Origin of the sequence: Acinetobacter calcoaceticus (assembly GCF_900520355.1) — a bacterium.
GTDB classification, from domain to species: Bacteria; Pseudomonadota; Gammaproteobacteria; order Pseudomonadales; family Moraxellaceae; genus Acinetobacter; species Acinetobacter calcoaceticus_C.
In genome coordinates, this window is record NZ_LS999521.1 from 2,188,053 (window position 1) to 2,210,095 (window position 22,043).

The 22,043-nt window shown below is 36.6% G+C and carries 23 protein-coding genes; 14 read left to right on the forward strand and 9 right to left on the reverse strand.

All coding sequences use genetic code 11. The annotated features are described in order from the left end of the window. Positions 1-103 precede the first annotated feature (103 nt). Entirely contained in the window at positions 104-694 is a 591-nt protein-coding gene (locus AC2117_RS10465) for a lecithin retinol acyltransferase family protein (RefSeq protein WP_133973908.1), read from the forward strand. Between the two features lie 43 nt (positions 695-737). On the opposite strand, the gene AC2117_RS10470 is transcribed toward AC2117_RS10465, so the two are convergent. Next, the gene (locus AC2117_RS10470; protein WP_133973910.1) at positions 738-1,319 is read right to left on the reverse strand and encodes a YceI family protein; all 582 of its coding nucleotides are present in this window, start codon (positions 1,317-1,319) and stop codon (positions 738-740) included. Between the two features lie 218 nt (positions 1,320-1,537). On the opposite strand from AC2117_RS10470, the gene AC2117_RS10475 reads away from it, so the two are divergent. Further along, positions 1,538-1,945: an OsmC family protein gene (locus AC2117_RS10475; RefSeq protein ID WP_045432773.1), complete on the forward strand. Its 408-nt coding sequence runs from the start codon at positions 1,538-1,540 to the stop codon at positions 1,943-1,945. A gap of 57 nt (positions 1,946-2,002) precedes the next feature. Here the strand turns inward: AC2117_RS10475 and tkt are convergent, their stop codons facing one another. Then, positions 2,003-3,991 (reverse strand): transketolase, encoded by a 1,989-nt coding sequence (tkt, locus tag AC2117_RS10480; RefSeq protein ID WP_133973912.1) that lies wholly within the window; start codon positions 3,989-3,991, stop codon positions 2,003-2,005. 538 nt (positions 3,992-4,529) lie between these two features. Between tkt and metK the strand changes: the two genes are divergently transcribed. After that, entirely contained in the window at positions 4,530-5,696 is a 1,167-nt protein-coding gene (gene metK, locus AC2117_RS10485; protein WP_016138342.1) for a methionine adenosyltransferase, read from the forward strand. A gap of 123 nt (positions 5,697-5,819) precedes the next feature. Here the strand turns inward: metK and AC2117_RS18920 are convergent, their stop codons facing one another. Beyond that, positions 5,820-6,068: a hypothetical protein gene (locus AC2117_RS18920; RefSeq protein ID WP_016138343.1), complete on the reverse strand. Its 249-nt coding sequence runs from the start codon at positions 6,066-6,068 to the stop codon at positions 5,820-5,822. A gap of 258 nt (positions 6,069-6,326) precedes the next feature. Between AC2117_RS18920 and AC2117_RS10495 the strand changes: the two genes are divergently transcribed. Then, entirely contained in the window at positions 6,327-6,524 is a 198-nt protein-coding gene (locus AC2117_RS10495) for a hypothetical protein (protein WP_133973914.1), read from the forward strand. 59 nt (positions 6,525-6,583) lie between these two features. Here AC2117_RS10495 and AC2117_RS10500 read toward each other — a convergent pair whose 3' ends face one another. Further along, complete coding sequence (locus AC2117_RS10500) at positions 6,584-7,147, reverse strand: FxsA family protein (RefSeq protein ID WP_133973916.1); 564 nt, start codon at positions 7,145-7,147, stop codon at positions 6,584-6,586. Between the two features lie 494 nt (positions 7,148-7,641). On the opposite strand from AC2117_RS10500, the gene AC2117_RS10505 reads away from it, so the two are divergent. Then, a complete protein-coding gene (locus tag AC2117_RS10505) occupies positions 7,642-8,463 on the forward strand; it encodes an OXA-213 family carbapenem-hydrolyzing class D beta-lactamase OXA-822 (protein WP_133973918.1) in 822 nt (273 codons plus the stop codon). A 73-nt stretch (positions 8,464-8,536) separates the two neighbouring features. On the opposite strand, the gene AC2117_RS10510 is transcribed toward AC2117_RS10505, so the two are convergent. Both AC2117_RS10510 and AC2117_RS10515 read right to left on the reverse strand, forming a co-directional pair. After that, positions 8,537-9,082, reverse strand: coding sequence for a GNAT family N-acetyltransferase (locus AC2117_RS10510; RefSeq protein WP_133973920.1), 546 nt, complete (start codon positions 9,080-9,082; stop codon positions 8,537-8,539). Continuing rightward, complete coding sequence (locus AC2117_RS10515) at positions 9,079-9,672, reverse strand: helix-turn-helix domain-containing protein (protein WP_133976314.1); 594 nt, start codon at positions 9,670-9,672, stop codon at positions 9,079-9,081. Before AC2117_RS10515 ends, AC2117_RS10510 begins: the two co-directional genes overlap by 4 nt. Before the next feature lie 238 nt (positions 9,673-9,910). Here AC2117_RS10515 and ruvC point away from each other — a divergent pair, with 238 nt between their 5' ends. Further along, entirely contained in the window at positions 9,911-10,456 is a 546-nt protein-coding gene (ruvC, locus tag AC2117_RS10520) for a crossover junction endodeoxyribonuclease RuvC (RefSeq protein WP_003651385.1), read from the forward strand. Between the two features lie 4 nt (positions 10,457-10,460). On the opposite strand, the gene AC2117_RS10525 is transcribed toward ruvC, so the two are convergent. Beyond that, positions 10,461-11,921 (reverse strand): NAD(P)H-hydrate dehydratase, encoded by a 1,461-nt coding sequence (locus tag AC2117_RS10525; RefSeq protein ID WP_133973922.1) that lies wholly within the window; start codon positions 11,919-11,921, stop codon positions 10,461-10,463. A 26-nt stretch (positions 11,922-11,947) separates the two neighbouring features. On the opposite strand from AC2117_RS10525, the gene queG reads away from it, so the two are divergent. Next, entirely contained in the window at positions 11,948-13,039 is a 1,092-nt protein-coding gene (queG, locus tag AC2117_RS10530; protein ID WP_227549192.1) for a tRNA epoxyqueuosine(34) reductase QueG, read from the forward strand. A gap of 96 nt (positions 13,040-13,135) precedes the next feature. Continuing rightward, positions 13,136-14,125 carry a biotin synthase BioB gene (gene bioB, locus AC2117_RS10535; protein WP_042896568.1) on the forward strand — a complete coding sequence of 330 codons (990 nt, stop codon included), beginning with the start codon at positions 13,136-13,138 and terminating at the stop codon, positions 14,123-14,125. Between the two features lie 52 nt (positions 14,126-14,177). Here bioB and AC2117_RS10540 read toward each other — a convergent pair whose 3' ends face one another. Then, positions 14,178-14,390 carry a hypothetical protein gene (locus AC2117_RS10540; RefSeq protein ID WP_042896569.1) on the reverse strand — a complete coding sequence of 71 codons (213 nt, stop codon included), beginning with the start codon at positions 14,388-14,390 and terminating at the stop codon, positions 14,178-14,180. A 63-nt stretch (positions 14,391-14,453) separates the two neighbouring features. Further along, positions 14,454-14,804 carry a hypothetical protein gene (locus AC2117_RS10545; protein WP_133973924.1) on the reverse strand — a complete coding sequence of 117 codons (351 nt, stop codon included), beginning with the start codon at positions 14,802-14,804 and terminating at the stop codon, positions 14,454-14,456. Between the two features lie 408 nt (positions 14,805-15,212). Between AC2117_RS10545 and AC2117_RS10550 the strand changes: the two genes are divergently transcribed. The 6 genes from AC2117_RS10550 to AC2117_RS10575 all read left to right on the forward strand — a co-directional run bounded on the left by AC2117_RS10550 (position 15,213) and on the right by AC2117_RS10575 (position 22,040). Then, entirely contained in the window at positions 15,213-15,785 is a 573-nt protein-coding gene (locus AC2117_RS10550; protein WP_133973926.1) for a fimbrial protein, read from the forward strand. 73 nt (positions 15,786-15,858) lie between these two features. After that, positions 15,859-16,602 carry a molecular chaperone gene (locus AC2117_RS10555; protein ID WP_133973928.1) on the forward strand — a complete coding sequence of 248 codons (744 nt, stop codon included), beginning with the start codon at positions 15,859-15,861 and terminating at the stop codon, positions 16,600-16,602. A gap of 139 nt (positions 16,603-16,741) precedes the next feature. After that, a complete protein-coding gene (locus AC2117_RS10560) occupies positions 16,742-19,198 on the forward strand; it encodes a fimbria/pilus outer membrane usher protein (RefSeq protein ID WP_133976316.1) in 2,457 nt (818 codons plus the stop codon). After that, entirely contained in the window at positions 19,195-20,214 is a 1,020-nt protein-coding gene (locus tag AC2117_RS10565; protein ID WP_133973930.1) for a fimbrial protein, read from the forward strand. Before AC2117_RS10560 ends, AC2117_RS10565 begins: the two co-directional genes overlap by 4 nt. A gap of 557 nt (positions 20,215-20,771) precedes the next feature. Continuing rightward, complete coding sequence (locus AC2117_RS10570) at positions 20,772-20,951, forward strand: hypothetical protein (protein ID WP_017390526.1); 180 nt, start codon at positions 20,772-20,774, stop codon at positions 20,949-20,951. Positions 20,952-21,035: 84 nt separating this feature from the next. Further along, on the forward strand, positions 21,036-22,040 hold the full coding sequence (locus AC2117_RS10575) for an AraC family transcriptional regulator (RefSeq protein ID WP_133973932.1): 1,005 nt from the start codon (positions 21,036-21,038) through the stop codon (positions 22,038-22,040). The last annotated feature ends 3 nt before the right edge of the window (positions 22,041-22,043 follow it).

Sequence of the window (22,043 nt, forward strand, 5' to 3'; positions counted from 1 at the left end):
ATCCATTCGACGTAATCAATACACTCGAAAATGTCTATCTTGGTTATAATGATGAGCAGCTTTTCAATAAAAGCCATTTACACTTTATTGGATCAGCGTAAGCATGCAACAACCAAATAAGCTCTACCCTTTAGGGGCTCACCTCATTGTAAAGCATCTCGGCTATAGCCATCATGGTATCTATGCAGGGAGAGGTCGAGTTATCCATTATTCAGGCTTAGCGCATTTCATCAAAAAACGACCGATTGAAATCACTTCAATAGATACATTCTCGCATGGCAAAAAAATACATGTTCGCTCTTATGACACGCCACGTTATAAAGGAAAAGCTGTCGTGCGCCGAATGCGTTCACGCATGAATGAAAACCACTATCATCTGATTATTAATAACTGTGAACATTTATGTAGTTGGGCAATTACCGGCGTTGAAAGTAGCACCCAAGTCGAACGTATGATGCATCGATTAACGACCATTGGTTATGTAAGCTCAATTATGAGCTATATGAATGGTATGATGCTCACTGTTGCAACGACATGTTTTGCTCTTGTACTTTACATTAAAAAGAAACTACGCGAGCAGGCAAAAATGAAAGTCCCTACTTACCAATTCCTTAGAGAAAAATCTGAAAAAAGGAATATTGACCCTTCAGTACCGTTAGTATTTATAGATCCAGATAAAGAAGAACCAATTTAATAAAAAAGCCCTCAAATATGAGGGCTTTTAGAAAACTTAAAACTTATTTTTTATCAACTGTTGCTTCAGTTGTAATATTTACAGTGATTTTATCACCCACGTTTGGAACGTAATTACCTAAACCAAAGTCAGAACGTTTGAACGAAGTTGTAGCATTAAAACCAATTGCTGGAACTTTTGCCATTGGGTGTTCGCCTTGCTTGTTTAAAACAGCGTCAAGTACCACAGGCTTAGTTACGCCTTTAACCGTTAAGTCACCAGTAATTTTAAAGTGTTTTTTGTCTTTTGTTTCAACTTTAGTACTTTTAAACGTGATATTTGGATATTTAGCAGCATTAAACCAAGCTTCTTCTTGGAACTCTTTATCTAAAGCAGGAACGTTTGTATTTACGCTGCTTAAAGGAATAGTCACATTTACAGATGAATTTGCTGGTTTAGCATTATCAACTTTAATTACACCTTGGATATCCGAGAAGTTAGCGCTTGGAGTAGAGAAACCAAAGTGATTCCACGAGAAAACAGTAGCTGTATGTGTTGGATCAATTTTGTAGTCCACTGGCGCAGCTAAAGTAACTGAACTAGCCAATGCTACTGCCAAACCGAAGCTTAATGTTTTAAGATGCATTTTTCGTATCCTTTATTGATATAGTCGTTAGTGTATACATCAAGTAATTTAATTCACTATTCTTTATAAAACGATATGTTTCATCCATGCAACAATAAAAGCGTTACAGTTATTATTTAAAAACAATATTATAAAATATCGGTATTGTCATACCGTTTCCGAATTTTCAAATTAATTCGTTTTTATTTCGACTTTATTGATCAATAAAAAGGTAAAACATGGCTAATACTGCTCAAGCACAAAGTACTTCCACTCCATATCGAGTAACTCTTACCGACCCTTCGGGCCACCAATGGTTTGCTGATGAACCTACAGACAAAGGTGGTCTAGATACTGCTCCAAACCCAGTTCAAATCTTACTGTCTGCTTTAGGCGCTTGTACCACCATCACATTAGAGATGTATGCGAATCTTAAAGGTATTAAGCTTGATCATGTTCAAGTTGATTTAGTATTAAACCCAAATGGTGAACCGGAGAAAGGTCAAAATAATATTGAACGCAAAATCACGCTCAAAGGTGAATTCAGTGAAGATCAACACAAGCGTTTATTAAAAGTTGCTGAGAACTGTCCTATTCATAAGTTACTCACTTCACAAATCAATATTCAAACCGAACTTAGCATTTAACCTTTCAGATATAAAAAAGCGCTCCCTATGGAGCGCTTTTTTACACTAATTTGATATTTAAGCAGTTAATTCTTTTACTGCTGCAACAACAGCTTCAGTTGTAATACCAAAGAATTGGAACAAATCTTTTGCTGGTGCAGATTCACCATAAGTTGTCATACCAATTACTTTGCCATCAAGTCCAACAAACTTCCACCAGTAGTCAACATGAGCAGCTTCAACAGCAACACGCGCACGGATATGAGCTGGTAATACAGCTTCACGATATGCAGCGTCTTGTTTCATAAATTCTTCTGCACATGGCATAGAAACTACACGTACACCGTCAAGTTGAGCATAAGCTTCCATTGCTAAAGAAATTTCAGAACCAGTTGCAATAATAATTGCTTTTAATTCGCCTTTTTCTTGAGCAAGAACATAACCACCTTTTGCAACATTTTGAATTTGCTCTTCAGAACGTGTTTGGAATGGTAAGTTTTGACGAGAGAAAATGAGTGCTGTAGGGCCATCTTTACGCTCTAAAGCAGATTTCCACGCAGTAGCAGTTTCTACAGTATCAGCAGGACGCCATGTATTTAGGTTAGGCGTACCACGTAAAGAAGCAATTTGTTCGATTGGTTGGTGAGTTGGACCATCTTCACCCAAACCAATTGAGTCATGTGTATAAACATGAATTACACGTTGTTTCATCAATGCAGACATACGTACTGCATTACGCGCATATTCCATAAACATTAAGAATGTTGCAACGTAAGGAACAAAACCACCATGCAATGCAACGCCATTGGCAATTGCAGTCATACCAAACTCACGTACGCCATAATATACGTAGTTACCAGCTGGGTTTTCTTGAATGCCTTGGCAACCTTTCCAAAGCGTTAAGTTAGAACCCGCTAAGTCAGCAGAACCACCTAGCAATTCAGGCAATAAAGGACCAAATGCTTGTAATGTGTTTTGGCTCGCTTTACGTGTTGCGATTGTTTCGCCTTTCGCATTTGTTTCACGAATGAATGCATCTGCTTGCGCTGCAAATTCTGCTGGCAAGTCACCGCTAATACGACGAAGTAACTCAGCTGCTTCAGTTGGATATTTTGCTTGATACTGTGCAAATACTGCATTCCAAGCTGCTTCAGATTCAGTACCTTTTGCTTTCGCATCCCATGCAGCATATACGTCAGAAGGAATAACAAATGCTTCTTCTTTCCAGCCTAATGCTTCACGAGTTAAAGTAATTTCATCTTTACCTAATGGTGCACCATGACAGTCTTCTTTACCCTGCTTATTTGGTGAACCTAAACCAATAATGGTTTTACACATAATAATGGTTGGTTTTTGAGTTTCAGCTTTTGCTTCGATTGTTGCTTGACGAATCGCATCAGCATCATGACCATCTACACGAAGAACTTGCCAACCATAGGCTTTGAAACGCTCTTCTGTATCATCGCTGAACCAGCCTTCTACTTCACCATCAATTGAAATGCCATTATCATCATAATAAGCAATCAATTTACCAAGTTGTAAAGTACCTGCTAAAGAACATACTTCATGAGAAATACCTTCCATTAAACAGCCATCACCTAAGAAACAGTAAGTGAAATGGTCTACAACTTTTAAATCATCTTTATTGAACTGGGCAGCTAAAGTCTTTTCTGCCAATGCAAAACCAACAGCATTAGCAATACCTTGACCTAAAGGACCAGTCGTTGTTTCTATACCCGGCGCATAACCATATTCAGGATGGCCCGGAGTTCTAGAATGCAATTGACGGAACTGTTTTAAATCTTCAATTGAAAGATCATAACCTGTTAAATGAAGCAAAGCGTATTGCAACATTGAACCATGGCCGTTTGATAAAACGAAACGGTCGCGGTTTGCCCATTGTGGGTTAGTTGGGTTGTGATTTAAAAACTCGCGCCAGACGACGTCAGCAATATCTGCCATCCCCATTGGAGCACCAGGATGCCCTGAGTTTGCCTGTTGCACAGCATCCATTGCCAATACACGAATTGCATTTGCAATACGACGTTCGTTTAAAGGGGTCGTCATAAGATCAGAATCCAATTTTAATAGATTGATGAAAAGAAGAAGATGAATAACAATTCAATGCCGCTATATTGTCTTAAAAAAAGGGCTGAGGGTAAACCCCAACACGGTATATTTCTTTATTTTTAATCGTTTCTTGGTTACACAAAAAACATTTAGATCTTTAAGTTATATAAAACAGTGATTATTTTCTTAAATACTACTCAAATATGCGAGCAGGCAGTTCTATTAGACTTTGATATATAGGTAAAATATTTTGAAATATCTATCTAGCTCAATCATGTTTCTTTTCTTTAGAGTCTAGCTTGTAGGACATAATCTTTTTGTTAAGTCATATGTCTAAAAAATGCACTAATAACAACTTATTAAAATACCAATACTTTAACTAAACACTCTTTATATCAATTTTACTAATACACTTATCAATTAAAACACAGTATAAATGAAACAAATTCATGCTTTTTGGTCAGTATGAACTGGTCCTCAAGCTCAAGTCGATGTAACATATTATGTCTTTTGAAATAACCAAGATAGGACTTTCATGCGCGAGTACGCTGTTTTTACCTCGGAATCTGTAAGCGAAGGTCATCCCGATAAAATGGCCGACCAAATTAGCGACGCTATTTTGGATGCAATCTTAAAAGAAGACCCATACGCACGTGTTGCTTGTGAAACACTGGTAAAAACAGGCGCTGTTGTACTTGCTGGTGAAGTAACAACGACTGCTAATATTGATGTTGAAGCTGTTGTTCGTAATACCGTTAACGGTATTGGATATCACCACTCTGATCTTGGCTTTGATGGATCGACATGTGCTGTAATCAATATGATTGGTAAACAATCACCTGAGATTGCACAAGGTGTAGATCGTCAAAAACCTGAAGATCAAGGTGCCGGTGACCAAGGTTTGATGTTCGGTTACGCAAGCCGTGAAACAGATGTGTTAATGCCTGCTCCGATTTCTTATGCTCACCGTTTAATGGAACGTCAGGCTGAACTTCGTCGCTCAGGCGCACTTCCATGGTTACGCCCAGATGCAAAAAGCCAAGTTACTTTTGCATATGAGAATGGCAAGCCTGTACGTTTAGATGCAGTCGTTTTGTCTACTCAACATGATCCTGAAATTACTCAAAGCCAGCTTAAAGAAGCGATCATTGAGGAAATTATCAAGCCGATCATTCCTGCTGAAATGTTCCATGCTGCTACTAAATTCCATATTAACCCAACTGGCATGTTCGTTATTGGCGGACCTGTGGGTGACTGTGGTTTAACAGGTCGTAAAATTATTGTTGATACATACGGTGGTATGGCTCGTCACGGCGGTGGTGCTTTCTCTGGTAAAGATCCATCTAAAGTTGACCGTTCTGCTGCATATGCAGGTCGTTATGTTGCAAAAAATATTGTAGCTGCGGGTCTAGCTGACAAATGTGAAATTCAGGTGAGTTACGCAATTGGTGTAGCAGAACCTACTTCAATTTCAATTAATACCTTTGGTACAGCAAAAGTTTCTGATGAGTTAATTATTCAACTTGTACGTGATCATTTCGATTTAAGACCGTTTGGTATTACTCGTATGTTGGATCTTATTCAGCCAATGTATAAACAAACTGCGGCTTATGGCCACTTTGGTCGCGAAGGATCAGACACTGCATTTACATGGGAAAAAACTGATAAAGTTGAAGCTCTTAAAGATGCTGCTGGCCTCTAATAGAATTTCATAAAAAAGCCCGCCAATGAGCGGGTTTTTTTATAGTTAAAATTTTCTAGTATGTAGGGTTTACTCTTCTAGCAACCATCCTTGATGCCATATCATTTGTAACTTTGAACAAAATTATTGCCTTGTCGTTTTATCATCCTGATTTAGCACATCAAGTAATGTTGACTGCATTGGCGTATCTTGATGGTTCTGGACATAAATATGGACAACTTTAAATACGACGACAACCGCTAGACAGGCCATCACACAAAACATCCACAAACCATATGGGCTTCGAATATGTTGCGAACCGCAATATGGACATGATTTATCAGTTGATGCCACAACTTTGTCACAACACGCACAATGGTATTGATATAGCATAGGTAACCCTCCTTCCCTCATTTCAACCGTTGTTGTTTTAATAGGTTTGCTACATTTTTAATTTATACATCCTTTATATTTATCCTATGTGAAATGAAAAGATAATTCAATCTGAATGAACAATTGAGTCAATTTAAAAATTTCATTAAAATACAAAAAGATAAGTTAAATATTATTTTTTTAGCACTATTTTTCTTATTTTGATATTTTACCGAATTTGTTAAAATAAGCGAATAATCTCACATTCTAGGCAAATGCATGTCACATACAAAGCTTATTAATAAAGGTGGCTTTCGCGAAAGAGCGAACCGAAGTCGAGGTTATCAACAATCTGAAAACAAGCAAACTGCTCTACCCTCAAATAAATATCAACCGCAGTCGAAATCACAAGAAGAAAATAAATCAGAAATAGAAAATATTGATTCATCTACTTCAGTTTGCCAGAATAAACAATAATTTTAAAAATAAAAAAAAGCTTAAACCCATGAGGTTTAAGCTTTTTCACAACACATTTATTAGTCTTTATTCTTATGTTCTATTTTTTTGTGGTCTGGAGTAATGTCTCGTGCTTCACCGTCAATAATGTTTGAATCATGGTATTGACCTTGACTACTACCCTGATGATTCTGCATATCTTGCATTTGACGCATTAAATCAGCAAATGGGTTTTGTCCCGAAGCATTACCGCCCATGCCACCCATCATTTTATTCATCATAGCTTGCTGACGTTTTGCAAGAGTTCTCATCGCTATATTACGAAATGCAGTTTGAACACCAGGAATCAAAATTAAAACAGCCAAAATATCAGATACAAGACCTGGTAGCATTAATAAGAAACCTGCAAAAGCATAAGCAAGTTTTTTAGTTACTGTTGGATCACTACCTAGCTGGCCTGTCATTTGCATTTGCTGTAATTGAGGCATAATACCCGCAGTACTTCTACGAATAAGCCCAAAACCAATAAAGAAAGCAATAATGAACCAAAAGAACACATACCAGCCACTGATGAACTGTGCTACGCCAATCCATACGGCAATTTCAACAATCGCACCCAGAACTACAATAAGAAGTAAATTCATTTAAAACTTTATCTATCTCAAAAAGAAAATTCATTGCAGTTTTATTCGACCTAACCTTATCTAAGTTACAAATAAGGACTAAGCATTCCTCTTCGCTCCGATTGTTCCATCTAATTTGTAAAAATTAACATAAGCAATCGTAACAACAAGAGTCTGCAATACTAGAGTACATTTGATTTTAACTCGATAAAAACAAACATGCTTTATTATTAATGAGTGCTGTATCAACTTTATCAAGTGCCACTTCAAGCAGATTTGAATTTTTTTACTCTATTTAAGTAAAAACTCATTCAAAAAAGGGCTCTTTATTCAAATAAAGTCTTATCTGCTGAGCGAAATTAGAAGCATTTCTTTGTTTATGTTCTACTTTTAGAGAACTTTAAAAGTAATACCTAATATAAAATTTCCTAGATAGCTTACATTTCTACTATCTAAGGCTGTTCTATTCAAGTTAAATTAATTAGTAATATTTCAAATTAAACTTAGTCAAACTTATGTATAAAAAAGTCCTTATCGTTGCAACAAGCATCCTATTTTTATCTGCCTGTTCTTCTAATACGGTGGAACAACATCAAATATATTCTATTTCTGCCAATAAAAATTCAGAAGAAATTAAATCACTGTTTGATCAAGCGCAGACCACAGGCGTTTTGGTTATTAAGCGAGAGCAAAAAGAAGAAATTTATGGCAATGACCTTAAAAGAGCATCAACTGAATATGTTCCAGCTTCTACCTTTAAAATGTTAAATGCTTTAATTGGACTTGAACACCATAAGGCAACTGCAACTGAAGTGTTTAAATGGGATGGGCAAAAACGTTTATTTCCTGACTGGGAAAAAGATATGACTCTGGGCAATGCCATGAAAGCTTCTGCTATTCCAGTTTATCAAGAATTAGCCCGACGAATTGGTCTAGACCTTATGTCTAAAGAGGTGAAACGAATTGGTTTCGGTAATGCCAATATTGGTTCAAAAGTAGATAATTTTTGGCTTGTTGGTCCACTAAAAATCACACCTCAACAAGAAGCCCAGTTTGCTTATCAATTGGCCCATAAAACACTTCCATTCAGCAAAGATGTACAAGAACAAGTTCAATCAATGGTGTTCATCGAGGAAAAGAATGGACGTAGAATTTATGCCAAAAGTGGTTGGGGATGGGATGTTGAACCACAAGTTGGTTGGTTAACAGGCTGGGTCGTTCAACCACAAGGAGAAATTGTGGCATTCTCACTTAATTTAGAAATGAAAAAAGGAACTCCTAGCTCTATTCGCAAAGAAATTGCTTATAAAGGCTTAGAACAATTAGGGATTCTATAACCTATAGCCCAGTTTAGATTTTGAATTTTATGCTGGGCTATTTCTTTGATTTTAAAAGTTGAATCTTAATGTATTAGCCATCAACTGGATGTAATGGTGTGCTCAAATTTAACTGATAAAAGGCTGCATCGAGCCATTCCCCAAACTTAAAACCGACTTGTTTAAAAGTGCCTGCATGAGTAAAGCCCATTTTTTCATGTAAACCGATGCTTGCCTGATTGGTCGCATCAATACAACCAATCAATACATGGAGCTCGGCCTCTTGAGCTCGCCGAATCAACTCTTGCATTAAAATTTTGCTTAATCCGCTACCACGGTGCTCATAATGAATATAAATACTGTGTTCAACGGTATATTTATAGGCAGGAAAAGCCCTAAAGGTTCCCCAGCTCGCAAAACCCAATAACTTGTCAGTCTCATCAACAACCCCTATCACGGGAAAGCCATTTTCTTTTTTAACTGAGAACCAATTTTTCATCGACTCTTCGGAACGCGGTACATAATCATATAGAGCGGTAGAATTGATAATTGCTTCATTCAGAATCTCTAATATAGCCACTGAATGTTCTGCTTCATTACAATCAATTAAGCGAAAATTAGAATCGAGGGCATAGGTCATAAAGATTCCTTAACGGCAGAGACGAGTTGACTAGAGACGACTAAAATATAGCGAGCGACTTGAGATGAATTATTACTGTATATAACGGGCTGGTTTAGTTGCATTGCCAAACAATCCCCTGTGCTTAAAGCATAAGAAGATTTACCTAATTGAATATCAATTTTCCCTTCCACTACCCAAAGTTGCTGTTGTACGACCTTGGAAGTTTCGCTAATTTCATAAGTAATTCGTGACTGAGCTGGAAACTCAATTTCAACAATCTGAAATGGAGACTTCCAATTTGGAGGTGAAATTTGACGGCGAATATAACCTGTTTCTGGGTCTTTCCATTCTGATTGTTGACTACGCCGAACAATGGGCTCAGGTGATTGATTGCCTTGTTGGTTAGCGAAGAGTTGAGTCAAAGGCACATCTAAACCATTTGCTAGCTTTTCAAGGACAACCGCTGTCGGACTCGCCTCACCTCTTTCAATTAAAGAAATTGCAGAGCGGCTTACTTGACATCGTGTAGCAAGAACATCAAGGGTATATCCACGAGCTAAACGCAGTTCACGTACTTGCTGTGCAATGCGAATATTAATATCTTCCATACAACCACAAACTTCACTTCCAAAATTCAAGATAAATATTCCACTAAACTAGAATCTTGTCAATTATCAAAGATTTTTTCTTTTTTAGAAATCTTGAAAAACTATACTTTGTAATAATCCCAAAAAATCTATTTAAAAAACGAAAAATAACCATTCATAAATGACTTGCTTAAATAACTCATGCAGATCATATTTTGGTATGTAACAATACCTTTAAATTATTTATGTAAGCCTTCGCATGTCTTTGATTATTGGGATTGACCCTGGTTCACGCTTAACAGGTTATGGAATCATTGAAAAAGATGGTAGCAAATTACGTTTTATCGATGCAGGAACTATTCGAACAGAAACTAAGGAAATGCCCGAACGCTTAAAACGTATCTTTGCTGGTATTGAACGTATTGTTAAATTTCATGGTCCAACTGAAGCTGCTGTTGAGCAAGTGTTTATGGCCCAAAACCCAGACTCGGCTCTAAAACTTGGGCAAGCACGGGGCGCAGCAATAGCCGCTTTGGTCAATTTAGATTTACAAGTTGCAGAATATACTGCCCGTCAAATTAAACAATCTGTTGTTGGTTATGGAGCCGCGGATAAAGAACAAGTACAAATGATGGTCATGCGACTACTTAACCTGACCATTAAACCTCAGGCGGATGCGGCAGATGCACTAGCAGCAGCAATTTGCCATGCTCATGCATCTGGAAGTATGAGTAAACTGTCTGTCCTTAATGCCTTAGGTGGTATGGCACGTGGACGAAGTCGCTCTAGCAGTCGTAGACGTTAAAGTTTTATTGGTTCACGACTTGAGTAATGGCCTGATTCATCTCAAAAGCCTGTAAACCCCGCATACCTTGTTTTGCAAGTCGGTCGCCAGCTTGAGCGTGAAGGGTAACAATTTCATGTAATGCAATTGCCTTATGGAATTGTGCTTTTAGACTTGCAATCATTCCCGCTAGCACATCTCCCATCCCTCCAGTTCCCATACCAGCATTCCCTTGGGTACAAATATAAAGAGTATCTTCTAAAATCAAACTACCCGCTCCTTTAAGCACCCACAGCCCTGCATATTTTTGTTGTAAGGCATAAATCGCGGAGATTCGGTCATTCTCAATCTGAGTAATGGAACACTCAAGTAATGTTGCAGCTTCTCCTGGATGAGGCGTTAAAGAAATATGTGCATTCAATTTTTGGGGTTGTTTTGCTAAAAACCATAAAGCATCCGCATCTAAAACAATTTCTAGGTGTGTACTCTGATTTAACAAATTAAACCATTGTTGATAGATCTGCTTTGCCCAATCATCACGCCCCAACCCCATTCCAAAACATACTGCATCAACCTGAGATAAAATATCTTTAATAGACTTTTCAGTTAAGTCATTAATATTACGGAGCATAATATTAGGAGCCCGTGACAAAATAGCCTGATGATGCTTTTGATGACAAACCACCGTGACTTTACCCGCTCCCGCATGAAAAGCAGCTTCGGCAGCCATAATTACAGCACCGCCCATTTGTTCATGCCCGCCAACGACTAAAACATGTCCATAACTCCCTTTATGACCAAATGCTAATCGCTTAGGAAGTTTAATATTTGTTGATGTTAAATAGGCTAACGGTTTCAGCTCTTGGTCTATAGGAATTAAATCAATTAAATGAAGCTCTCCTGTATATTCTTTGCCTTGACCTGTAAATAATCCGGCTTTAAGTCCTAAAACTGTAAATGTATGATCAGCTCGTATTGCACAAGGTAAGGTACAGCCTGTATTTGCCTGTAAACCACTTGGAATATCAACAGAAACTTTTAGGCCCGTTTGTTCATTAAATTGTTGAATAGCCTGTTCCCAATCGGCATTCAACTCACGATTCAAGCCAATACCAAATAAAGCATCAATATGGCAATCAAAAATTCTTTCAACATTAAAATTTTGATGAATCGGGACTTTCTTTTCTATAGCGAATTGCACAGCACAATGTAGATTAACTGACTGGCCTAATTCAGCCGCAAATATTTCAACGTGGAATCCTGCTCGTTTTAGATAACTTGCTATAAAGTAGCCATCGCCAGCATTGTTGCCCTGTCCACACCAAACAGCAATATTTTTAATAGACTGCTCTTTAAAAAGTTTAATTAACTGTTGAGCAATTGACCAAGCCGCTTGTTGCATTAAACCTAATGATGAGTTTTGTGCAGCAAACCAGCGTTGCTCCCATGCTTGAATATCATCGCTATGGTAAACTACCGTCTGCATATTATTATCCTCTTCTGTTTTGGTTTATGACATCTTCCGATACATCACGCATTACGGTGCAACAACTTGATCTTCATGAATTAAAAGCGTGGATCAAGGCTCAAGCATTAGACTTGGGTTTTGCTGATTGTGTCATTGCAAAACCAGATGCTCAAGAGCAAATGCCTCGTTTTTTAGAGTATCTTGAACGTGGCTATCATGCAGATATGACCTATTTAGAAGAAAATCTAGAAAAGCGGGCTGACCCCAAGTTATTAGTTCCCGGCACAAAAAGTATTATTTGCGTTCGTATGAACTATTTGGTTGAGTCACCAAAGCCGCGTTATGTACCTTTCGAACCGAACTCTGCAATTATTGCCCGATATGCACGTGGTCGAGACTATCACAAGGTCATGCGTGGTAGATTGAAAACTTTAGCCACACGCATTCGTGAAAAAGTTGGTGATTTTGAATCACGTCCTTTTGCCGATTCAGCCCCTATTTTTGAAAAATCACTAGCTGAAAGTGCCGGAATGGGCTGGACGGGTAAACATACATTGCTCATTCACAAAAAGTCAGGTTCTTTTTTTGTCTTGGGTGAACTATTTACATCACTCGATTTACCTTTTGATGGCCCAACGACCTCTCATTGTGGTTCATGTAGTGCTTGTATTGATATTTGTCCAACTCAAGCCATTGTAGAACCATATATGCTTGATGCACGGCGTTGTATTGCATATTTAACCATCGAATATAAAGGAATCATTCCAGAAGAATTACGTGCTGGTATTGGTAACCGAGTTTTTGGTTGTGATGACTGTCAATTAATCTGTCCATGGAATAGTTTTGCCAAAACTGCGTCCATTAGCGATTTCAATCCTAGAAATGGATTAGACAGCATCAGTCTTTTAGACATCTGGCAATGGGATGAAGCTATTTTTTTAGCTAATACAGAAGGTAGTCCAATTCGCCGAACAGGTTATCAATCATTTAAACGTAATATTGCTATTGGTTTAGGAAATGCTCCCTATTCAACGGAAATTGTAGCTCAACTACAAAATGGCAAAATTTTGCATGATGATATTGTGAATGTGCATATTGATTGGGCAATTGAGCAACAACTCAACCAACTTCAATGATCAAATTAAAAAAATGATGTTTTTTGCCCTATAGCTTTAATACGAATTCTGTATGATTATGTGTAGTGAATTAATGCCATCATCATGGATATGACAATGACTCTACGTAATGATTGGAATCGTGAAGAAATCCAAGCTTTATATGAACAACCCTTCTTGGATTTAGTTTTCAAGGCTCAGCAAGTACATCGCGAGCACTTCACTGCCAATGCGATTCAGGTCAGCACCCTTTTATCGATTAAAACGGGTAAATGCCCTGAAGATTGCAAGTACTGCTCACAATCTGCACATTACGAATCAAAATTAGAAGCAGAAAAACGTATTGCTGTAGAAAAAGTGATTAGCGAAGCAAAAGCTGCAAAAGATTCAGGTTCTTCACGTTTTTGTATGGGCGCAGCTTGGCGTAACCCGCATGAACGCGATATGCCTTATGTGTTAGAAATGGTACGTGAAGTAAAAGCATTAGGTATGGAAACCTGTATGACTTTAGGCATGCTTAACCAATCTCAAGCAGAGCGCCTACAAGTTGCTGGTTTAGATTATTATAACCACAACCTAGATACATCTCGTGAGTACTACTCTCACATTATTAGCACGCGTACTTTTGATGATCGTTTAAATACCCTAGATTATGTTCGCCAAGCTGGAATGAAAGTTTGTAGTGGCGGCATTGTGGGTCTAGGCGAAAGTCGTGAAGACCGTGTTGGTTTATTACATGAATTAGCTACCCTACCAATTCATCCTGAATCTGTACCAATTAACATGCTTGTTCCAATTGAAGGAACGCCTTTAGCAGATGTTGAAAAACTTGATGTAATTGAATGGATCCGTACTATTGCGGTTGCACGTATTATTATGCCGCATAGCTATATTCGACTATCTGCTGGCCGTGAATCATTAAGTGATTCAGATCAAGCATTAGCATTTATGGCAGGTGCAAACTCATTATTCTCTGGTGATAAGTTACTCACCACACCAAATGCAGGTGAAGGTAAAGACCAAGCGTTGTTTAACAAACTCGGCTTAACTGCAGAAAAACCAAAACCAACAGTTGCTGACTTATCAGTAAATGCCATGAGTGCGTAACTCAAGGCATTAAAATAAAAAAAAGCCCTGATTATTCAGGGCTTTTTTTTATTTAGACAGAAGTAACTAAAATTCCATAAGTGGCATTAAGAAATGTCCCTACTCGAATAATGTCTTTTCCTGCTGCATGCGTTACAGACAACTCTTGGCTCAACACATCAAAATTAAAAGCATCAAAAACATCTTGATGATGTAAAAGCCAAGACACTGTATCTGCTATATTATCATCCGCAATATAAGTTAAGGCCTTAAAGTCTTTACTCATAAACAACTCTTAAAATTAAATTTTATGAATTTTATATGAGTTAACTCTACCTTAAAAGCAAATCTAAGCTGCTTTAGGGTTTACTAAAGAACGACCTGACAATAAGCTTGTCAAAGCTTGTGGTGAAAATTCCAAAGAAAGCACATGATTTTTGAGATTAACAGAGTGCTTACTGATCAATGGAAGTAACCCTTCTTCTGTTTCAAAGACATATTCATCTGCAATATTTAAGATACCTTCAAGATTAGTTGTACTTGAAGCAAGATCATGGCTAAAGATGTCATAAATCGTTTGTAAGTTAAACGAAGTCTGCTGCTCCGTTGGGTGCTTAATGAGATAATCCTTCAAAAACAAAACTAGTTTATGAGCAAAGAAAAAGTAATTAGGTTTATAGCTATACTTCATACTATTCATGGAACGGAACTCCAGATTATCTTTTATTGAATTACAACTAAGACAGTAGGAATTGAATCTTAAAAAATTCTTAAAAAATAAATATATTTACAAGATAAATTAAAAAATATTTTTTATATATAAAACAACATCTTAAACAAAAATAACAAGTAATTCTTATCTTAAATATTTCAAAAATAAATTAATTTAATAAAATACAAATACTTAAATATTACTAATTTTTTAATTTTATTTTAAAAATGAATAAAAAGATTTTTTACCAAATGATAAAAAATATATTTCCAAAATATTCATTAATAAAAATAACTGATCAAAATATATATAAATATAATGTTTTTCTTGTTTTTTGATTGAAAAGTGATATATTTCCTTCGCCTTACTTAAGCAGAATAAACTTGCTAAAAAGTAATGGATTTTATTTTAAAAGGCTATTCTGGGGATTTTATGAAAAAGTTTATTTTTATAGCGGCAGTTTCTCTCTTAAATATAACAAATGCACAAGCTGCAGATGGCACAATTACTATTAATGGTCTTGTCACGGATAATACTTGTACAATTGATACTGGAGATAAAAATCTAACAATTAACCTGCCTACAGTTTCATCTCAAACCTTAAAAAATGCAGGTGATGTAGCTGGCCGTACCCCATTTCAAATTAATTTAACGAACTGTGCTTCGGCTGGTAAAGTAGCCACCTATTTTGAACCGGGTGCTACCGTTGACTTTAATACTGGTCGTTTATTAAACCAAGCAACTTCAGGCGGCGCAACAAACGTGAATATCCAGTTGCTAGGCAGTAATAATGCTGTAATCCCTGTACTCGCTACAGGCACGAATGCGGCTCAGACCAACTCACAATGGGTGAATGTTTCGGCAGGTGGTGATGCTGACCTTAACTATTATGCTGAATACTATGCTACAGGTGCTTCTACTGCGGGTACGGTAACATCGCAAGTAAAATACACCATTATTTATCAATAAAATTAAAATTGAAGCTTCTATTTAAAGGTAGAAGCTATCTCCTATCTATTATTCATGATTGAGAATATGACTCATGCTTTTTCGTGGTCGTAAGTTTTTTTGGGGATTAGTTTGCCTACAGGTAGCACTGACTACCACAGGTCATACTGAAATTGTTTTACATGGAACTCGTGTCGTTTATCCTTCAAATGCACGTGAGATCACATTACAACTAAGCAATAATGGGACAGCTCCGTCTCTTGTTCAGGCTTGGATTGATGATGGAAATGCAAAATTAACTCCTGATGAAGCAAATGTGCCTTTCATTATTACTCCACCGATTTCACGAGTAGAAGCAACTAAGGGCCAAACTTTAAGAATTACAGCTCTACCTCATACTTCTCAATTAAGTCAGCAACAAGAATCAATTTTTTGGCTTAATGTTTTAGATATACCTCCTAAACCTGAAGGTAAAACTCAACAAGACCAGACCACTTCTATTTCTAATAATTTTTTACAGCTTGCTGTTCGTTCGCGCATTAAATTTTTTTATCGCCCTATAAATCTAAAAGAAAATATTGAACAACTAAATGAGAAAGTTCAATGGAAAATGAATGATCAATATCTAGTAGTAAAGAACCCGACACCCTTTTTCCTGACTATTAGCTCCATTTTTCAAGGAAGTGAAGGCCATAAAATAGACTTATTACAACAAGGTTTAATGGTTGTCCCTTTTTCCGAAGATAAAATAAAACTAAAAAATAAAAATTTAGCAGATATGAGCTTTGTATATATCAATGATTATGGTGGAAGAGTTGAGCACCCAATAAAGTTCTAACCTTACTGTATTACTTAAAAAACCTAAATACCTATCATGAATAGGCTCTAAAACTATGTCTAAATGGTTTATACCTTATATATGTTTAAAAAGCCCTTTTACTTGTTATGTGGCCTCAAGTATTGCGGTATGTATGCCTTTGGCTGCATATGCCGAAAATAGTACCGATGTTTCAGGTTTCTCAAAAGCAGAGTTTGATAGTAATTTTTTAGTAGGTAATGCGCAAAAAATTGATATTGGTCGTTTCAAATATGGAAACCCCATCTTAGCTGGTGAATATAGCTTAGATGTCTATATTAATGGTCAATGGCTGGGTAAGCGGCGCATGCGCTTTAATGCCAGCTCTCCTAACCTAAATGCCGAAACCTGTTTTACAGAAGCCATGTTACTAGAATATGGCGTAAAAGCTGATGTGCTTAACAAACATTCTCATACATCGTCTCTTTCTTGTGACGCACTCGGAACTTGGATAGATAATGCTTTTTATTTATTTGATAGCTCCCGTTTAAGAATTGATATTTCTATCCCCCAAGTCACATTAGAAAAAAATGCACAGGGCTATATCGACCCACATTTGTGGGATCGAGGTATTAATGCAGCTTTTTTGACATATAACGCGACTGCTTATCGGATAGTTAACGAACAACATGAAAGTACATATGCCTTTATGGGGACTAATCTTGGAGCAAATTTAGCGAGTTGGCAATTTCGCCATAATGGACAATGGAAATGGCAAGACCATACTGATTTTCAAACTGATCATTCTTCTTATACTTCAACAAATACATATATACAAAAAGCATTTCCAAAAATTCATGGGGTTCTGACTTTAGGCGATTATTTTACTAATAGTGATTTTATTGATTCGTTACCGTTTCGCGGCGTAAATATTTCAAGTGATGACCGAATGCTTCCCAACAGTATGCTTGGTTATGCTCCCAGAGTAAGAGGTTATGCAAAAACCAATGCGAAAGTCGAGGTTAGGCAACAAGGCAATTTAATTTATCAGACAACGGTCCCCCCCGGAAACTTTGAAATTAATGATCTTTACCCAACAGGATTTGGAGGCGAGCTACAAGTTTCTGTAATTGAGTCTAATGGAGTAATTCAAAAATTCTCTATTCCATATGCCTCTGTCGTCGAAATGCTACGCCCTCAAATGAGTCGATACTCTTTTACTTTAGGGCAGTTTCGAGATTCAAACCTTAGCCTAAATCCATGGCTGATACAGGGTAAATATCAACGAGGAATTAATAACTACCTCACAACTTACAGTGCGGTTCAAGCAACCCAGCAGTATCTCTCGTTATTAGTAGGCACAGCTTTTTCAACACCCATTGGAGCTGTCTCTTTTGATGCCACTCAATCAAAAGCTGAGTTTGATCATCAATCTAAAATGACAGGTCAAAGTTATCGCTTAAGTTACAGTAGACTATTTTCTCCAACAAATACTAATTTAACATTAGCTACTTACCGCTATTCAACAGAGAACTACCTCAAATTACGTAATGCAATTTTAATTCAAGATTTACAACAACAAAATATTGATAGCTTTTCCGTAGGAAAACAAAAAAGTGAATTCCAGATTACTTTAAATCAAGTTCTTCCAAAGCAATGGGGAAATTTTTATTTAGTGGGTTCATGGATAAACTATTGGAATCAACCCACGACCAATAAACAGTTTCAATTAGGTTATAGCAATCAATTTAAAGATTTAACTTATAGTTTATCCGCAATGAGCAGCGAAGTTGATGAAGGTGGTACTCGCACAGGTCAAGATACGCAGTTCCTAGCTTCTTTATCTTTTCCACTCGATTTTAAGAAAAATTCTTTAACTTTTAATAGTGTTATTGGTGAGGATAGTCAGACTTTAAGCTTCAGTGGCTTTACAGGAAGTCGCTTAAACTACGGCGCATCAATTTCTAATCAGGACCATGGTCAAACCAACCTAAATATTAATGGTACCTATAAAACAAACTATACAACACTAGGTGCTTCATTCAGCCACGCAGATTCATACCAACAAGAAATGCTTAACTTAAGTGGCAATGTTGTTGCACATTCCCAAGGAATTCTGTTTGGGCCAGATCAGGCTCAAACTATGGTACTGGTCTATGCACCGGATGCTGCTGGAGCACAGGTTGGTAACACACCAGGGCTCAGTATTAACAAAAAGGGATATGCCGTTATTCCCTATGTTACGCCTTATCGTATGAATGACATCACCCTTGATCCACAAAACATGTCCACACAAGTTGAACTTGGTGAGAGCAGTTTACGGATTGCCCCTTATGCAGGTTCGATCACTAAAGTTCAATTCTCAACAAAAAAAGGTTATGCACTTTTTATTAGTACAACAACATTAGATGGCTCACATCTACCTTTTGCCGCACAGGTATACAACCAGAATAACGAAGTAATAGGCATTGTCGCGCAAGGCAGTCGCATTTATTTACGAACACCCTTAACCCATGACCGTTTATATGTGAAATGGGGAAATACAAGTACTGAAAAATGCGAGATTGAATACGATATAGCGGATCAAATAAAGCATAACAACCAACCAATTATTATGACAAAGGCAGTCTGTAAATGAATAATATTTTAAAAAAAATTGGATTTTTGGCAGTGAGTCTATTTGCTTATAGCCATACAAATGCAAATTGTAATTTAAGTAAAGGATTTACTACCGTCGATATTCCAATGAATATAGGTAAAATCGTAGTAAAACCAAATGATCCCATAGGAACAATCTTACAAAAGAATACTTTTACAATATCTCCCAATAATTCAACCGCGACTTGTAATCGTGCGAGTGATCAAATTATTGCAGCTCTCCCCTTAAATTATCCAATTAGCCCAATAGGTAATAATGTTTATGCAACCAATATTCCCGGTATCGGTATCCGTCTTTATCGCGAAGCAGCCGATGCTTCAGATTTTTCAGGATATTATCCCTATAGACGCACATTAACACCAAATAAAGCATATACGCTTTCCCCAGGGTATTTTGTTATGGAGGTGATTAAAACTGCCATGACAACAGGTTCTGGAGCACTAGTCGCAGGTCGTTACAGCACCTATTATGTATCAGGACAACAAAATCGCCCATTTTTAACTACTACTGTATTAAGTAATGCCCCTATTCTTATTGCGTCTTCATCTTGTGAAATTCAAAATGGTGTAGATTCACCAGTTCAACTTCCAACCGTGATGAAATCAGGCTTTAGAGCGATTGGGTCAACCCAAGGAGAACAGAATTTTAATCTGTCAATCTTATGTAATGGCGGCGAAAACAACTCTGGGATCGCTACGAGCAATACGATCAGCTTAAGTTTTGATTATAATTCTGATAACTCAAATAATCAGGTGATTAACAACAGTGCCGCGAATTCAATCAAAGCCAACGGTGTGGGTGTCGAACTGTTATGGAATATGAATGGAGCAAATCAGCCGATTCAAAAAGCAAGCAAACTAAATATAGGTATGGTGAGTTCCAACCAAACTGTTGAATATGATATTCCTTTAACTGCTCGTTACTATCAGACTGCCACCAATGTAACCGCAGGTGAGGTTAAAGCCACAGTGACGGTGACGATTCAATATGATTAACAACTATCTATAAAATTACTAAAAAATAAGCTCAATGCTACCAAGAGAACTCAAAAACTCATAATTTTCAAACTTTGTAGTTCTATTAAAAAATCACATAAAAAAATGCTCATAAGCAAAAATAGCAAATGAGCATTAGTGATAACCACTTAACCTGAAATACAAATTGTGGGAAATAGATCACAATTTGCATGAGTATAATTTCAAAAATCAGCTTAAAGATCAAGTCTTTTTTTTAACAAAAATTCTAAAAGACAACATAAGACATTGTTCTAAATAAATTAAATAAATAAATTTTATTTATAAAAGCTATTTTATAGTGTTTCTAAAGAATTATCATTCTATTAATTAATAAAAACTTAATTTTAAGAAAAATTAAAAGATAGCCCTCAAGTCACCCAAATAAAAATTTATTTTTAATTTCAAAGATTTAAGTCAAAACCATAAAAATTTAAATTTCAGAGAATTACATAATTTATAATAAAAAAAACATAAATAAATTTAGAAATCCCCTTCAATTGCCAATAATATCTTTAGACTTTTTATCAGAACGTAACATGCTCATTTTTTGGAAAATATTATGTATCTTATTACTAAGTCTAGGTGCTACAAGTATAGGTTTTGCGATTAGTAACATTGATCTTTTTCTTTTTTTTATAGGTTTACTTTTATTAACCTCCTTTATCTTAGCTTTAAAACAAGCACGTGAAGATGCGGGTTTCTTTCCTGATAATTAAACTAATATAAGTTTCTTAGATATAGAATCAGCAATAAAATCATGGTTGAATATGCGCTATAGTTTATAGGGTGGTCATCAAATTATGTCTAAAAATTCTTCAGACGCTGGAATTTTTTTATGGATGACTTACCAGACTATGCAAAAGATGGGCTTAGATGCAGCATCTATTTTTGCAAGTGTAAATTTGCCTAATCAACCACCCGATAAAAATATTCGCAGAGATAATTCTACCCAACAACGATTTTGGACAGCCGCTGAAGAAATTAGCCAAGATACAGACATTGGTCTACATGTAGGTAAGCAAATGCCCCCTTTCAGAGGGTTGGTCATTGAATATTTATTTTTGAGCAGCTCTACATTTGGTGAAGGATTGCAGCGCGCACTAAGATATCAAACTCTACTTACAGATGTATTTAGCCTTTACTTAACCATTAATGAAGATAAAGCTATATTATCGGGTTTTGAGCATCCCGTAAGACATTATCTAGAATGTGGAATTGGTATTTTTCTTAATTTTTTTAAATATATTACGAATAATGAATTCAGACCTACTCACATTACTCTACCTTATCAACAAGGTGCCTCGCCTGAAACTTATCAAGAGATGTGGGAATGCCCCGTCATTCTAGACCAAACAAAAGGTACTATTGTTTTTCCTAGTGTACTATTAAATAAGACCTCGCCAGCTGCTGAACCAGAATTATTAAAAATCCATGAAACTCTTGCGGAACAACAGTTATTAAATTTAGAAAAGCACCAGCTCATTCATGCGATTGAACGTTTGCTTAGTAATGGATTACTTGAATCTGGGCAATTTGATCAAAAATTGATTGCAGAACAATTAAACCGCAATCCTCGGACTCTTCGCGCTGATTTACAAGCTATTAATACAAATTATGAAAAGATTCTAAATCAACATAGAGAAAAACTTGCCAGACGGTTGCTTGCTAATACACAAGAAACTATTGATCAAATTGTTTATTTAACCGGTTTTTCAGAGCCCTCTGCATTCACACGCGCATTCAAACGATGGACCAATGAAACTCCAAGTGCTTATCGACACCGCAAACAAAAACAATCAAATTGATTC

What these genes read in the sequence shown, in the direction of transcription:
- AC2117_RS10465 (WP_133973908.1), top strand. Translation starts at nt 104, where the DNA reads ATGCAACAACCAAATAAGCTCTACCCTTTAGGGGCTCACCTCATTGTA.
- AC2117_RS10470 (WP_133973910.1), bottom strand. Translation starts at nt 1,319, where the DNA reads ATGCATCTTAAAACATTAAGCTTCGGTTTGGCAGTAGCATTGGCTAGT.
- AC2117_RS10475 (WP_045432773.1), top strand. Translation starts at nt 1,538, where the DNA reads ATGGCTAATACTGCTCAAGCACAAAGTACTTCCACTCCATATCGAGTA.
- tkt (WP_133973912.1), bottom strand. Translation starts at nt 3,991, where the DNA reads ATGACGACCCCTTTAAACGAACGTCGTATTGCAAATGCAATTCGTGTA.
- metK (WP_016138342.1), top strand. Translation starts at nt 4,530, where the DNA reads ATGCGCGAGTACGCTGTTTTTACCTCGGAATCTGTAAGCGAAGGTCAT.
- AC2117_RS18920 (WP_016138343.1), bottom strand. Translation starts at nt 6,068, where the DNA reads ATGCTATATCAATACCATTGTGCGTGTTGTGACAAAGTTGTGGCATCA.
- AC2117_RS10495 (WP_133973914.1), top strand. Translation starts at nt 6,327, where the DNA reads ATGTCACATACAAAGCTTATTAATAAAGGTGGCTTTCGCGAAAGAGCG.
- AC2117_RS10500 (WP_133973916.1), bottom strand. Translation starts at nt 7,147, where the DNA reads ATGAATTTACTTCTTATTGTAGTTCTGGGTGCGATTGTTGAAATTGCC.
- AC2117_RS10505 (WP_133973918.1), top strand. Translation starts at nt 7,642, where the DNA reads ATGTATAAAAAAGTCCTTATCGTTGCAACAAGCATCCTATTTTTATCT.
- AC2117_RS10510 (WP_133973920.1), bottom strand. Translation starts at nt 9,082, where the DNA reads ATGACCTATGCCCTCGATTCTAATTTTCGCTTAATTGATTGTAATGAA.
- AC2117_RS10515 (WP_133976314.1), bottom strand. Translation starts at nt 9,672, where the DNA reads ATGGAAGATATTAATATTCGCATTGCACAGCAAGTACGTGAACTGCGT.
- ruvC (WP_003651385.1), top strand. Translation starts at nt 9,911, where the DNA reads ATGTCTTTGATTATTGGGATTGACCCTGGTTCACGCTTAACAGGTTAT.
- AC2117_RS10525 (WP_133973922.1), bottom strand. Translation starts at nt 11,921, where the DNA reads ATGCAGACGGTAGTTTACCATAGCGATGATATTCAAGCATGGGAGCAA.
- queG (WP_227549192.1), top strand. Translation starts at nt 11,948, where the DNA reads ATGACATCTTCCGATACATCACGCATTACGGTGCAACAACTTGATCTT.
- bioB (WP_042896568.1), top strand. Translation starts at nt 13,136, where the DNA reads ATGACTCTACGTAATGATTGGAATCGTGAAGAAATCCAAGCTTTATAT.
- AC2117_RS10540 (WP_042896569.1), bottom strand. Translation starts at nt 14,390, where the DNA reads ATGAGTAAAGACTTTAAGGCCTTAACTTATATTGCGGATGATAATATA.
- AC2117_RS10545 (WP_133973924.1), bottom strand. Translation starts at nt 14,804, where the DNA reads ATGAATAGTATGAAGTATAGCTATAAACCTAATTACTTTTTCTTTGCT.
- AC2117_RS10550 (WP_133973926.1), top strand. Translation starts at nt 15,213, where the DNA reads ATGGATTTTATTTTAAAAGGCTATTCTGGGGATTTTATGAAAAAGTTT.
- AC2117_RS10555 (WP_133973928.1), top strand. Translation starts at nt 15,859, where the DNA reads ATGCTTTTTCGTGGTCGTAAGTTTTTTTGGGGATTAGTTTGCCTACAG.
- AC2117_RS10565 (WP_133973930.1), top strand. Translation starts at nt 19,195, where the DNA reads ATGAATAATATTTTAAAAAAAATTGGATTTTTGGCAGTGAGTCTATTT.
- AC2117_RS10570 (WP_017390526.1), top strand. Translation starts at nt 20,772, where the DNA reads ATGCTCATTTTTTGGAAAATATTATGTATCTTATTACTAAGTCTAGGT.
- AC2117_RS10575 (WP_133973932.1), top strand. Translation starts at nt 21,036, where the DNA reads ATGTCTAAAAATTCTTCAGACGCTGGAATTTTTTTATGGATGACTTAC.